The sequence below is a fragment of the Clostridium sp. Marseille-Q7071 genome, assembly GCF_965112025.1.
In genome coordinates, this window is the sequence record NZ_CBCOPR010000001.1 from 2448265 (window position 1) to 2462721 (window position 14457).

General features: G+C 28.4%; 14 protein-coding genes, 1 pseudogene and 2 CRISPR repeat arrays. All 15 genes and pseudogenes read left to right on the top strand.

The genetic code is table 11. The annotated features are described in order from the left end of the window. Positions 1-70: 70 nt before the first annotated feature. The 15 genes and pseudogenes from ACWPW7_RS11475 (at position 71) to ACWPW7_RS11545 (ending at position 14448) form a co-directional block, all read left to right on the top strand. Complete coding sequence (locus ACWPW7_RS11475) at positions 71-1198, top strand: aminopeptidase (RefSeq protein ID WP_454053606.1); 1128 nt, start codon at positions 71-73, stop codon at positions 1196-1198. 575 nt (positions 1199-1773) lie between these two features. Continuing rightward, the gene (locus ACWPW7_RS11480; protein WP_454053607.1) at positions 1774-2685 is read left to right on the top strand and encodes a M15 family metallopeptidase; all 912 of its coding nucleotides are present in this window, start codon (positions 1774-1776) and stop codon (positions 2683-2685) included. Positions 2686-2700: 15 nt separating this feature from the next. Next, a complete protein-coding gene (locus ACWPW7_RS11485) occupies positions 2701-3789 on the top strand; it encodes an amidase domain-containing protein (protein WP_454053608.1) in 1089 nt (362 codons plus the stop codon). 341 nt (positions 3790-4130) lie between these two features. After that, a CRISPR array of direct repeats spans positions 4131-5081; the repeat unit is 30 nt; unit sequence GTTGAACCTTAACATAGGATGTATTTAAAT. 599 nt (positions 5082-5680) lie between these two features. Then, the gene (locus ACWPW7_RS11490) at positions 5681-6001 is read left to right on the top strand and encodes a putative heavy metal-binding protein (protein WP_039632198.1); all 321 of its coding nucleotides are present in this window, start codon (positions 5681-5683) and stop codon (positions 5999-6001) included. 74 nt (positions 6002-6075) lie between these two features. Beyond that, positions 6076-6558, top strand: coding sequence for an NUDIX hydrolase (locus ACWPW7_RS11495; RefSeq protein ID WP_454053609.1), 483 nt, complete (start codon positions 6076-6078; stop codon positions 6556-6558). Positions 6559-6765: 207 nt separating this feature from the next. Then, positions 6766-6975 (top strand): hypothetical protein, encoded by a 210-nt coding sequence (locus ACWPW7_RS11500; RefSeq protein ID WP_454053610.1) that lies wholly within the window; start codon positions 6766-6768, stop codon positions 6973-6975. A 126-nt stretch (positions 6976-7101) separates the two neighbouring features. Continuing rightward, on the top strand, positions 7102-8061 hold the full coding sequence (locus ACWPW7_RS11505; protein WP_454053611.1) for a tRNA dihydrouridine synthase: 960 nt from the start codon (positions 7102-7104) through the stop codon (positions 8059-8061). Between the two features lie 134 nt (positions 8062-8195). Continuing rightward, complete coding sequence (locus ACWPW7_RS11510) at positions 8196-8660, top strand: GreA/GreB family elongation factor (RefSeq protein ID WP_454053612.1); 465 nt, start codon at positions 8196-8198, stop codon at positions 8658-8660. A gap of 167 nt (positions 8661-8827) precedes the next feature. Then, the gene (locus tag ACWPW7_RS11515) at positions 8828-9580 is read left to right on the top strand and encodes a hypothetical protein (RefSeq protein ID WP_039632203.1); all 753 of its coding nucleotides are present in this window, start codon (positions 8828-8830) and stop codon (positions 9578-9580) included. Between the two features lie 585 nt (positions 9581-10165). Next, positions 10166-11313: a CRISPR direct-repeat array (repeat unit 30 nt; unit sequence GTTGAACCATAACATAGGATGTATTTAAAT). A 384-nt stretch (positions 11314-11697) separates the two neighbouring features. Next, a complete protein-coding gene (locus ACWPW7_RS11520) occupies positions 11698-11850 on the top strand; it encodes a hypothetical protein (protein ID WP_454053613.1) in 153 nt (50 codons plus the stop codon). Between the two features lie 17 nt (positions 11851-11867). Further along, positions 11868-12140, top strand: a complete 273-nt coding sequence (locus tag ACWPW7_RS11525; RefSeq protein WP_454053614.1) for an ABC transporter substrate-binding protein — start codon at positions 11868-11870, stop codon at positions 12138-12140. Then, positions 12122-13372, top strand: a complete 1251-nt coding sequence (locus ACWPW7_RS11530; protein WP_454053615.1) for an ABC transporter substrate-binding protein — start codon at positions 12122-12124, stop codon at positions 13370-13372. The genes ACWPW7_RS11525 and ACWPW7_RS11530 overlap by 19 nt, the downstream gene beginning before the upstream one ends. Before the next feature lie 61 nt (positions 13373-13433). After that, positions 13434-13736 (top strand): hypothetical protein, encoded by a 303-nt coding sequence (locus ACWPW7_RS11535; protein ID WP_454053616.1) that lies wholly within the window; start codon positions 13434-13436, stop codon positions 13734-13736. Between the two features lie 50 nt (positions 13737-13786). Then, positions 13787-14008 carry a hypothetical protein gene (locus tag ACWPW7_RS11540; RefSeq protein WP_454053617.1) on the top strand — a complete coding sequence of 74 codons (222 nt, stop codon included), beginning with the start codon at positions 13787-13789 and terminating at the stop codon, positions 14006-14008. Further along, positions 13966-14448 (top strand): annotated as a pseudogene (locus ACWPW7_RS11545) (ABC transporter permease). Before ACWPW7_RS11540 ends, ACWPW7_RS11545 begins: the two are co-directional and overlap by 43 nt. Positions 14449-14457 lie beyond the last annotated feature (9 nt).

Here is a 14457-nt window from a genome sequence, read left to right on the forward strand (position 1 = left end):
CTTTAATGATGCAAAATTCTAATTATGGTATAATATTCTACAAAATATAATACTTTAAGGGGGCAAAAATATGGGAGATATAAGATTAAACAAGTTAGCAAAACTTTTAGTTAACTATTCCACTAAAGTTAAAAAAGGAGACTTTGTTTTTATTAGTTGTAATGATGTAGCTAAACCATGGGTTGTAGAGGTAGCAAAGGAAGCTATAAAGGCTGGTGCTCATGTAGAGTATTCTTTAGATAGTGAAGATGTAAATGAGACTATTTTGAAAAATAGCAATGAAGAACAGCTCTTAGAAGGGAGTCACTTAAATAAGCATATGCTTTCAAAAGCCGACGTGTGGCTAACTGCCTGGGGAACTAGAAATACTAAGACGAATTCTAACGTAGATCCAAAGAAATTACAATTAAAATCAAGAGGTGCAACAAGTTGGAGAAAGATTTACTCTGAAAGAATGGGAGATGGCTCATTAAGATGGTGTGGAACACAGTTTCCTACATATGCTGATGCACAAGAAGCATCTATGAGTTTAAGTGAGTATGAAGACTTCGTTTATGGAGCAGGTCTTTTAGATATGGAAGACCCTGTATCAGAATGGAAGAAAATAAGTGTTTACCAAGATCGATGGGTTAAATACCTCAATACTAAAAAAGAATTACATTTCCTTTCAGAAGGTACTGATATAAAAGTAAAAGTAGAGGGAAGAAAATGGATAAATTGTGATGGGAAAGCTAATTTCCCAGATGGACAGATATTTACATCTCCAATAGAGAATGGTATAGATGGATATATTACCTTTAGTTTCCCTGGCATATACATGGGAAAAGAAATAGAAGGAATAAGGCTTGAAGTTGCAGAGGGTAAAGTAGTTAAAGCAACAGCACAAAAGGGTGAAGAGCTTTTAAAAATGCTAATTGAAACTGATGAAGGAGCTTCTTATTTTGGAGAAGTTGCTATTGGTACAAACTATGGTATAAAGAAATTTACTAAAAATATGTTATTTGATGAAAAGATAGGTGGAACAATTCACATGGCAATAGGAGATTCTGATCCTGAAGCAGGAGGATTAAATCGTTCTTCAATTCACTGGGATATGCTTTGCGATATGAGAAATGGTGGGAAAATATATGCTGATGGTGAATTATTCTATGAAAATGGGCAATTTAAAGAAGAAATATTAAAAAAGTATAATTTATAATATTTAATGAGGATAGTACATATCCTCATTATTTTTTTTAAAATATTTTTCTATTAAATAATCAAGATGACTATTGGAAATAATAAAAATTATAGATAAACTATCCTGAGAATACAGTTCATAACTTTAGAATAAAGCCTATTTTTTAGTATTTATTTTAATATATGCATTAAATGTACGATTATAGAGTTTCGTAATGAAGATTTAACTTATGCATAATTTTAACTTCCATAATTAAAATTCTTATTCATGAATGCAAATTAAGAATGAAGGATACGAATTATGGTTAGAACTCCACCGCCAAAGCCTTTGAAGTTTTTTAAAATAAATTTTATTTCAAAAAATTCACATTTAGTGAATTTCATCCTTAATTCTTCATTCTTAACTATTAATCCTTAATTTCTAAGGATTTAAGCTATTTTTATAGAAATTTTATTTTCCATAGTATATTTCAAATTTTAACATTATATGGATATGTATCTATAAAAATGTAATCTTAATTTAAAGACTAATACATATTATATTAGCCTAAGGGAGAGGATATGAATATATAAATTCTTAAAGGTGGTATTAAAATGAAAAAAATATGTTCTTTTATTATAGTATTTACCTTATTAATAAGTAAATTCTATAATATAAATACTTATGCTCAAAATATAGATTATGATACTACTATGAAGCAGGACTTATTATCTTTATTTATGGCATATCCAGAGGATATTATTGATATAGAAAAGCAGGATAGTGGGCTTGTTTATTTAGTTATGAAATCAGGAAATAAAATAGTTTATGATGATAAAAAAGAAAAAACTCAGCAAGAAAAGTTGGTTAATGGGGATTTACAAGATATGATGGAGCAAGTGTATCCACTGGAAAAAATTGATGATTTAATGGAGGAGAACTTTGATCCTGGTCGTATAAGAGTATATTCGTTATTAAATGAAGTATATGGAGCATCTAGAGAACAAATAGAAAAAAATCTTACAAATGTAAATTTTGCATATCAAAATTATAGATTTAATAAAAATAATAAGGCAGCTGAAAATTTAGATAATGTTTCAAAAAAGCTTTTAACACTTGCAAAAACTAATACTAAGATTGGACCATTCGTAAACCCATCTAATGGAACTTTTAACTATAGAATAATATCTGGAACAGGAAGATTAAGCCCACATGCTTACGGCATTGCTATAGATATTGCTAGTGATAAAAGAGATTATTGGAAATGGGCATCAAGAGAACAAGGAAAAGCTAGATTACTTCAATACCCCGATGAATTGGTGAAAACCTTTGAAGAGAACAATTTTGTGTGGGGAGGAAAATGGGGACATTTTGATATATTACACTTTGAATATCGTCCAGAAATTATATTAAAAGCAAGATACTTTGGAGATAATAAGGGAGAAAAAGTTAATTGGTATGAAGGTGTACCATGTGATGAAACAATAAAAACCTATATTGAAAAAATTGATAAAGCTTTAAGTTAGAAAAGAGGTGTACATATGAGATTCTCTTCCTATAAAAAAGTTATTATCTTGCTATTACTCATTCTCTTTAGTCCTTTCAATAGATTTTATACGGTGAAGGCAGAGGAAGAGGATATTGATATCAATCAGGTTGTAGAAAGAATTTTTAAGGATAGAAGTTTAGCAATATTAAATCAGGACTTAGAACTGATAGAGCAGTTTTATGATACAGATAGTAAATATGGAAGATGGGCATATGAGTATCAAGAAAAGAAAACTAAATACATAATAAATTGGGCTGAGAAACAAGGAGTTAAATTTACAGAAATAAATCCTCATATAGTAATTAGAAAAGTAAAGGGTAAGGATGATGTTTATTCATTTAATATACTTTGTTCAATGGAATATAAGTATTCTTATGAAGATGAGCCAAAAGTTGCAAATAAATCAAGGATAGGAAGTTATCATACTATGACTTTAGCTAAGAAGGATGGTAATTGGCTTATCACAAAAGAATGGTATAATGACCCTTTTGCAGATTCCTTAGACTTAGAAAATATAAAATCTAGTGATATAAAACAGCATATAATTTCACAGCCTCCAAGAGATATGTCCGACTTAAACGAAAGAAGGGTAGGAGCTGTAGAGTATGCTAAAATGTATTGCGGCTCAGCTACAGAACCAGAATTTGAATTTAAATACAATAAAAAATATAGAAACTTTAACCCTGAGGGAGGAGATTGTGCAAATTTTGCATCTCAAATACTCCATGAAGGAGGAAAGTTTAAAAAAAATTATACATGGAATTATGATAAAGGAAGTGCTACAGGACCTTGGGTAAACGCAGATAAATTTACTCACTACATGTTAAATAGTGGCAGAGCATCAGTTATAGCAAAAGGTTCTTATGAAAATGTATATAAAGCATCATATAAATTGTTGCCTGGAGATTTCATAGCCTATGAGAAAAAAGGTGATATTACTCATATCTCCGTAGTAACAGGAGCAGACTCCAGAGGCTATTCATTAGTAAGCTGCCATAATGTAGATAGAAATGATGTACCATGGGATTTAGGCTGGAGTGATAAAAAAATAAGATTTTGGTTAGTTAGAGTACATTATTAATGAAAATTATCCTAATTATAGATAAAATTTTCTTTAAAACACCACAGTGAAACGTATTTTAACTGTGGTGCAGTAATTTTCAATTAACATAAGTTATAATTTTTTTATTTTAATTTAATGTAATAGTAAATATTCAATTATCCTATTAGTAAATCTATATAAATTTTCCCAACCTCCCTAAAAATAAAGCTCCTCACAACCTATTGAAAATTCAAGGGTTATGAGGAGTTTTTTATCAGTTTTTTTAAAAACACAAAACGGTTGGTAAAATTTTTAATAAATCCTTTATTTTCAATAGGTTAAAGGATATAATAAAAATAGTGAATGGCTTGATTGCAGTGGTTGAACCTTAACATAGGATGTATTTAAATTTGCTAGTAAGTAAACCGCACTTTCCGGAATTAAATGTTGAACCTTAACATAGGATGTATTTAAATCGACTTAATCCACCATTCATGATGATATGATGATGTAGTTGAACCTTAACATAGGATGTATTTAAATCAACAAAATAAATATTTTAAAGGCAAGATAATTGACCGTTGAACCTTAACATAGGATGTATTTAAATATTAATGCTGCATTAAACTCTTCGTCATCTAATTCGTTGAACCTTAACATAGGATGTATTTAAATTTAGAAATATACATAGATGAAGAACAGATGATCCTAAGTTGAACCTTAACATAGGATGTATTTAAATTATGGTACAAATTCTACTACCTGTATATTCTTAGGTTGAACCTTAACATAGGATGTATTTAAATTCGATAAAGTTCACCTTAACTACGTTAACTAATGTTGTTGAACCTTAACATAGGATGTATTTAAATCTAGGTTCATTTTTAAAACCATAGGGAAAAATCGAGTTGAACCTTAACATAGGATGTATTTAAATTCCTGTATCCTTATTTGTTTTCGCTCTTTTTGCTCGCGTTGAACCTTAACATAGGATGTATTTAAATCTAAATAACTGTACATCATGTACGCTTGGTTGCTTGTTGAACCTTAACATAGGATGTATTTAAATTATAAATTACCTTCTTTCTAATATTCTTTATGTTCTGTTGAACCTTAACATAGGATGTATTTAAATATGTTTAAACATTAAGGTAGAGATCCGCTACTCTACCGTTGAACCTTAACATAGGATGTATTTAAATAAAATGAAGTTCTGTTGATTGATAATAGCAGCAGGTTGAACCTTAACATAGGATGTATTTAAATTAGAAAAATTGAGGGCTAAAATCTTGATTATCTAGTTGAACCTTAACATAGGATGTATTTAAATATAGTTCTTCTCTTGTGTTTAGCTTGTCCTAGTTTTCCACCTCTGGGGAACAGTAGTGAAGCCCTTTAGGGTTCCCCTGAGGTGCAGTATAGTTTGGAACAATACTAATAAGTTTAACTAATACTATGGAAAGACTAGAGATAATACTCTTTTTACTAAGAAGCTACTGTATAACTTCAAGAAGAAATGAATTCAAAATTTCTCTTATAAAAGAGAAATATCCATAATTGTCCATTGTCAATAGTCAATTCTCAATTGGTAAGGTTGAACCTTAACATAGGATGTATTTAAATCCACTCTTAGGTGTGGTTGTAAATGCAACTTTCTGTTGAAACATAACATAAGATGTATTTAACACATCTGCTGGAAGCATTTCCTCTAGTAGTAGTAATTTGATTAATGTAATTTTAAATTTTCAGTTTTTTGTTTATGGTATAGTTTTAAGAAAATTAAAATTTACATATAATATTAAAGAAAATAAAGGGATTTTTCATACATTTGTAGAATATATTTAAAAAAATTATAGAAATTATTTTATTTAAGTATAAAATATAATAGAAAAAGCCTATATTAATATTAAAAAACTTTGGAGGATAATTTATGATAGTTACAACAACAAATGCAATTGAAGGAAAAAGAATATTAGAATACAAAGGAATAGTTTTTGGCGAGGTAATCTCAGGAGTTAACTTTATTAAAGATTTCAAAGCAGGATTAACTAACTTCTTTGGAGGACGTTCAGGATCTTATGAAAATGAATTAATTGAAGCAAGAGAAGCTGCATTAAGAGAACTAGAAGAAAGAGCTATGGCAATAGGTGGTAATGCAGTTGTTGGAGTAGATGTAGATTATGAAGTGCTAGGTCAAGGTGGTAGTATGCTTATGGTAACAGTTTCAGGCACTGCAGTTTTAGTTGATTAAAAATAATTTTTACATAATAAATAATAAAAGGACTTTGCATTGCAAAGTCCTTTTATATTAGGGGGGGATATATTATGACATGGCCAACACATATAGTAGCTGTTGGAGCTATGGTACAAGATGGAAAGGGAAATGTTTTACTGGTTAAATCAAACCATAGAAAATCATGGGAGTTTCCAGGTGGTCAAGTGGAATTAGGGGAAAATCTTGAACAAGCCTTAATAAGAGAAATTAAAGAAGAAAGTGGAGTAAATGTTACAGTGAGATCTTTAGCAGCATTATATTCAAGCCTTCAGCAAACCATTTGGTATGATGGAGTTACTAAAGTGCCGCCTAAATTAAATCTTGACTTTATTTGCGACTATATAGGTGGAGAACTAACAACATCAGATGAGACAAGTGAAGTAATTTGGTGTCCTCGTGAAAAGGCCTTAGATATGATATCTCATCCTATATTTAAAATGAGGCTGGAAAATTTACTTAATTTTTCAGGTGAAATATGCTATAGTGCATATTCATCAAAACCATATCAACAACACTATAATAGATACTTATAAAATATAAATATATCCATTTAGAAACGGAAAGTCTCAATTGCTAATAGTCAACTCTCAATTGATGAAATTGAGCCTTAAGATGAGATGCATTTAAATATTTTTGAACAAAAAGATGGAATCCACGAAAAATATTTTAGAAAAGGATTATAATTATCTATATAAAAAAGAAAACAGGATGAAGTTAGATTTACAAAACACAATATGGATGTGTCAAAAGAAGTACTTAATAATGAAAATAAATCTTTAGCAGAATCTAGAGAAGCTTTATTATCAATTCAAAATATATCATCTATATCACAAGAGTCAGCAGCAACAGAAGGACTATCAACATCTATGGAGATAATTTCTAATAATACAGATAAACTGGCAGAAGTAATAGAAGTTTTAAATGAACTAGTTAATAGATTTAATGTATAGATTATATAAAAAATGTCTACAGAATTCATATGTAGACATTTTTTACTTTGCTTTAATATTGAGTAGATAAGAATAAAGAAGCTTGATATAATATATTTTTTAGAATATTTATGAAGGAGTTATTAAATGAAATATTATTTAGCACCGATGGAAGGAATTACAGGGTACATATATAGAAATTCTTATGAGAAATTTTTTCATAATATTGATAAGTATTTTACACCTTTTATTATTCCAAATAAAAGTACAAATCTTAAAACTAAAGAACTAAGGGATATTTTGCTGGAAAATAATAAAGGAATGAACATAGTTCCACAAATACTTACTAACGATTCAGAAGGTTTTATTATCACTGCTAGAAAGTTACAGCAATTAGGCTATAATGAGATTAATTTGAATTTAGGCTGCCCTTCTGGAACTGTTGTTTCAAAAAATAGGGGGTCAGGGTTTTTAGCTAAAAGAGAAGAACTTGATATGTTTTTAGATGAAATATTTAAAATAAATGATATGAAAATTTCCATAAAAACTAGAATAGGAAAGGACAGCCCAGAAGAATTTTATGAGTTAATAAAAATTTATAATAAATATCCTATAGAAGAGTTGATTATACATCCTAGAACACAAAAAGATTTTTATGGAAATAAACCTAATTTAGAGGTATTTAAGGATGCTCTATCTTTAAGTATTAATCCTATATGTTATAATGGTGATATTTTTACTAATAGTGATTATAATAGATTAATAAAAGCTTTTCCAGAAATAAAAACCGTAATGATAGGAAGAGGAATACTAGCCAATCCAGGATTAATTGATGAGATAAAAAATAATATTAATATAGATAAAGAAGTATTAAAAGAATTTCATGATGAAATTTTAAATAAATATATAGAATTATATAATGAAGAGAGAAATACACTATTTAGAATGAAAGAACTCTGGGGGTACATGATCTACATATTTTCAGATAATAAAAAATATGCTAAGAAAATAAAGAAGGCACAAAGAGTAGACCATTATAATGAAGCTGTTTTAAGTTTGTTTAGAGAGCAGGAAATTATAAAAGGGACTGGACTATTTAGTAACTAATATTAAAATTTAACAGGGCACAACTTAAGGTTTTGATACCGAAGTTATGACCTAGCATATTATAATATCTCATTGGCATTTTGCTATATATTATGCAATATTAGCACAACATATCTTAGGAGGTTTATATGTAAATGAAAAATATATTAACACAAGAAAATATGGATAAATTAAAAGAAGAATTAGAATATAGAATGACTAAAAAAAGAGCTGAAATAGCAAAAGAAAAATTAGAAGCAGCTGCTCATGGTGATAGATCGGAAAATGCAGAATACAAAGAAGCCTGCGCAAACTATAGAGAAAATGATAATAGAATTCAATATTTGTTAACTATGATTTCAACTGCAAGTGTAATAGATGACCAAAATCAAGACAAGTCAGTATTAGGAGTTAATAGTAAAGCTAAAATTAAGTTTATGGAAGACGAATTTGAAACAAATATATCACTAGTAACTACTATGGATGCGGACCCAGAAAAGATGCTTATAAGCGTAGAATCAGATTTAGGAAAAGCATTAATGGGCAAAAAAGTTGGAGATGTAGCTGAAATTGATGCTCCAGGCGAAAAATATACAGTAGAAGTATTAGAAATTATATAATTATTTTTTAACTTATCAGTTTTATATTCTTTCTGATTTAGATAATAGACAATAATAACTAATAATGTAAAACAGAGGGATTGTTCTTAGATTTAAATAAAATTAAGAACAGTCCCTCTATTTTAGAATAATATATAAAGTAGAAGTATTTTTTAGAGGAGACAGTTATGTTTTATTGTCCTTATTATTTTTTTAGAAAAAATGTGGATAACAATAAAGTGTATATAATAGATAGAAAAAAAGGTGATGTAAATGGAGATAAAGTAGAAGATACTATACTTTTGATAGGAAATAAACCTTCAGGTACAGACAGTCCTTTTGTAAGTAACATAAGGCTTGTAATAAAGGATGGAAAAACAGGTAAAGAAATTACGGTGCCTATTAAAGAAAATTCAGGTTATAATCCAACTATATTTTTGGGAGACTTTACAGGAGATAAAATTAAGGATATATTGGTAAGCATAGACTCTGGAGGAAGTGGGGGATTTGCATTCTACTATATTTACTCTTTTGCAAATAATCAATTAAAATTAATTTTTGATTTTGAGAAATTTGGAGAGCAGTATACTTATGAGGTTAATTACAAAGATAATTATAGGGTTGAAGTTATAAGTAAAAATTTGAAAATAAAATATATAATTGATATTACTTATAAAGGTGAGGAATACTTAAATGAAATATATGATTTAAATGGAAAACTTAAAGAACCTATTTCAGGATTTGTTATTCCCTTGAGTAATTTGTATCCTATTGATTTTGAAAGAGATGGAACTTATGAACTATATGTATTTCAGAGAATAGCAGGCAGGTATAATGCAGATGGGTTAGGATATGTTCAAACTGCCCTTAATTGGGAAAAAGATAAATTCACTACATTATTCCAGAATGTTGGCATTCAAGGAAAATATATAGGAGGATAATCCAGTGACGTAAACAAATTGCAATTTTAATTTGTTTTTTATTTATGGTAGTAAGAAAAATTTAGTAATATAAAAAAAGAACCTATATAAATTGATGATAATTAGGGAATTCAAGCTTTGTGAAAAATTGTAGAAAACATAAAAAAATAAGGTTATAAAATAATTGCGCTGGCATAAACTAATGCAATTATTTTTTACGTATAAATTAAGAAAAAATTATTAAAATAAAAAACGAGATTATATTATAACAATATAACTAAAATTGGAGGCAACATAATGAGTTGAACCTTAACATAAGACGTATTTAGCACCCCAGCAGGAAAAATTCCCCTGGGATGCAGTAAATTTATTAACGTAATTTCTAAACTCTTTACTTTCTAAATATCTTAATGTTAAAACTATATAAAGTTTTACCAACCTCAAAGTAAACAAAACTCCTCATAATCTATTGAAATATCAAGGTTTATGTAGAGCTTTTTATTGATTTTTTAAAAATATAAAACGGTTGGTAAAATTTTAAGAAAACTCTTTAAATTCAATGGTTTTAATGATATTATAAGAATAAATAATGGCTTAAACTCAGTGGTTGAACCATAACATAGGATGTATTTAAATTTTGTATAGTCTTTGAGATTTAGACTTTCGGCACCGTTGAACCATAACATAGGATGTATTTAAATATTATTTTCTTCATTTCTTTTCTTAATATACTACTTGTTGAACCATAACATAGGATGTATTTAAATTATGGAGTTACAGCAAGCAATGGTACTAAGCAACCTGTTGAACCATAACATAGGATGTATTTAAATATTAATAGAAAACAATTATAAAAAGGAAGGAGAAAAGTTGAACCATAACATAGGATGTATTTAAATAATGATATAGCCTTAAAAATAGATATACATAATCAGTTGAACCATAACATAGGATGTATTTAAATTCTGATTTTTTTTCTATATATTGTTTAAGAGTTAGAGTTGAACCATAACATAGGATGTATTTAAATATTACCAGTAAAAAGTGATACATTAATTAAATTTAGGTTGAACCATAACATAGGATGTATTTAAATACATAATATTAATATACTTTTAAGGAGATATGTGGTAAGTTGAACCATAACATAGGATGTATTTAAATAAGCTAGATGTAGCAACAGTTTACAAAGATAGAATGTTGAACCATAACATAGGATGTATTTAAATACATTAAGCCAACTTTGACCTAGCAAGTCAATGTCGTTGAACCATAACATAGGATGTATTTAAATCATTTAATAGTTTTAATATCAAATGTTTTTTCTTTTGTTGAACCATAACATAGGATGTATTTAAATAATGCCCAGGGCAACAAAGATTTTCAAGAGGTAAAAGTTGAACCATAACATAGGATGTATTTAAATCTAACTCTAACAGATAACTTTCCTCGCAATATATCTGTTGAGCCTTAACATAGGATGTATTTAAATGAGATTTTATTAGGGAAGCAATATCTTCCTGTAGAATTGAACCTTAACATGGGATGTATTTAAATGTATATTGCCCCAGAGTTTCTCTATCTTGGCTTTTAAGTTGAACCTTAACATAGGATGTATTTAAATATTACTCTGTCATTTCTGACTTCTTTTTTCTTAGGTTTAACCTTAACATGAGATGTATTTAAATGTATCTCCTAATGGATAAGCTTCCTTTTCTAAATAAGTTGAACCATAACATAGAATATATTTTTATATCAATATTCATATCAGTAAAAAATCACATCTAAACCTAACGCTAAAGTTCCACTTTCAAGATTAATTTTTATCTTTCCATTGAAATCTAATAATCCACAATATGGGGCTCGTCTTTGTTAAGTGTTTTTTGAAAACTAACTATAACAAAGACCAGTCTATTTTTTTATGAATAGTTTAGTTTTAGAATATTAAAAAGATATATTGTAATAATTGTTACTTTTTTACTATTAAAAAAAGTTATAGTTGTAGAGAGTATTATTTGAAAAACAAAACTTCAAATTGTGTATAAAATATTAACAAAACTATATAAAATGCTATAATAAAACATGGAACGACACCAAAATAATGCAAAAAATTACATATAATCCTAGGAGGACTTTTTATGAAAAAAACTTTATGTAAGATTTTAGCTATACTAATCACAGGATCTGTAATGATCACCGGTTGTAGTAGCAAAAATCAAGACAGTGTAAGGAAGATCAAAAACAGGAGGTTAAAAAGGGAGGGGGAGTTGTTAAACAAGCTCTTTCAATAGCACCAGAAGGTGTATTTATGCCAGCGTTTTTTACCTTTAATTATGATGGGACTATTAATACTATGATTTACGAGGGATTACTTTCTTTAAATGAGAACTTAGATATTGAACCATCACTTGCTGAATCTTATAAACTATCAGAGGATAAAAAGACTATAACTTTTAAAATAAGAGAAGGAGTAAAATGGCATGATGGAACGAATTTTACAGCTGATGATGTAAAATTTACTTTTGATTTAGCTTGTAATCCTAAGTATAATGGTCTTATACAATGTATGTTGAGAATATAAAAGGCTATGATGACTTTAAATCAGGCAAAACTCAAGAGCTTGAAGGTGTTAAAAAAATAGATGATAAAACTGTAGAAATAACAACTGATGAAGTCTATGCTTCAGCTTTAATTAATTTTGGTTATATGATAAAAATAGTACCAAAACATATTTGGGATAAGGGAGACGTAGAATCTATACAAAAAGATACTAATTTAATAAGAAATCCAATAGGAACAGGAGCCTTTAAGCTAGAAAACTTTACACCAGACCAAAGTGTTGAGCTTGCTGCTAATGATGATTATTGGAATGGAAGACCGAATATAGATAAATATATATTTAAATTAGTTAGTGAAGAAACTGCTGATGCCCAATTAGCAAATAATGAAATCGATATCACCAGTGTAGGAAGTATTGATGAGGAAGAAGCAGAAAATTATAAAAAACAAGGGTTTACTTTAGAAGAGATAACAAATAATGCATATCAATATATTGGACTAAACTTAAGAAAGCCTGAGTTTAGTGATAAGAAAGTAAGACAAGCATTTACTTATGCTATAAATCGTGAATCTATTGTAAAAGACGTTTTAAATGGTCATGGAGAAGTTGCAAACAATCCGTTTCCATCAAACAACTGGGCTCATCCAAGTGGATTAAAAGAATATAAGTATGATTCTAAGAAGGCTATAGAGCTTTTAAAAGAGTGTGGGTGGGAGTATAAAGAAGAAGAAAAGAAAATGTATTATGATGGTAAACCATTTAAATTTACTTTAAAGTATACTTCTGGAGATGAATCAAAAAATAAGTATGCATTAATATTACAGCAAAACTTTAAAGACATTGGTATAGAATTAGAACTTAAGCCTATGGAGTTTGCAACAATGACTTCTGATGTTAAAAAAGGAGAGTTCGATGGATTCTTAATGGGAACAGCTAACTTCTATGATGGAGATTTATCAGCAAATTATCTTTCAACATCAACTCCACCAAATGGTTATAACTATGCAGGATTTAAAAGTGAAAAAGTTGATGAACTTATAAAGGAATCTTCAAAACATATGACTAAAGATGACAGAAAACCTATACTTAATGAAATAGCTTTAGAGTTAAATGAGGAGTTACCAGTTATATATGTTTATCATTGGAACAGTTTAATGGTTATAAATCCTAAGATTAAAAACTTTAAAAATGCACAACCAACATATTATCAATTTGTGAAGGATTGGTATATAGAGGATGAAGATACAAAATAGTATTTTAAAATAAAAACTAAGTTGCCTTGCTAAGAGAAACTTTTCTATTAGGAAGGCAATTGTGTTTTATGATGAGAGTAAATTAAGAATTCAGAGGTTGTTTAAAGATGAAAAAATACTTTTTAAAAAGGATTCTAACAATGGTTCCAGTATTTATTGGATTGTCTATAATTATATTTATTTTAATAAATACTGCACCTGGGGATCCTTATATGAATATAGTGGAGGGCAAATTAGTATTTCAGCTTCAGATACAGAAACTGCCCTAAATGCTATAGGATACTATGATCCTATACATTTAAAGTATGTAAAGTGGATGGGAAAAATATTACAAAGGGGACATGGGTACTTCTATAAGATATAATGAACCAGTTGTAGATATAATAAAAAGAAAGAATATCAAACACATTTTTATTGTCTATTGTCACATTAATCTTAACTACATTAATAGCTTTACCTTTGGGGATAGCATCTGCAATAAAACCATATTCATTTAAAGACAAAGTCCTTACTATACTTGCTCTTATAGGTATATCAATACCAGGATTTTTTATAGCTCTTCTAATAATAAAGATTTTTGCTATTAATTTAGGATGGTTTCCAATATCAGGGCTATCAACTGTTGGGAAAAGTTAACGGGATTTAACAAATTTATTGATGTGGTAAGGCATATGATTTTACCGGTTATATCAATGACTGTATTAGAGGTTGCATCCCTTATGAGATATACTAGATCATCTATGCTGGATGTTTTTAATCAAAATTATATTAGAACAGCCAGGGCAAAAGGACTTAATGAAAAAATTATTATATATAAACATGCATTTAGAAATGCGCTAATACCAATAGTTACTTTATTAAGTATGTCTCTTGGTTATATAGTAGCTGGAACAATATTAATTGAAACTATATTTGTTTGGTAAGGGATGGGAACTTTATTTTATCAAGCCATAGCTAATAGAGATTATCCCTTAGTAATGGGATGTGCGATGATACTATCATCTTGTATATTGTTAGCAAATTTAATTTCAGATATTGTTTATTGCATTGTAGATCCAAGAATAAGATTTAAATAAATATTAAAT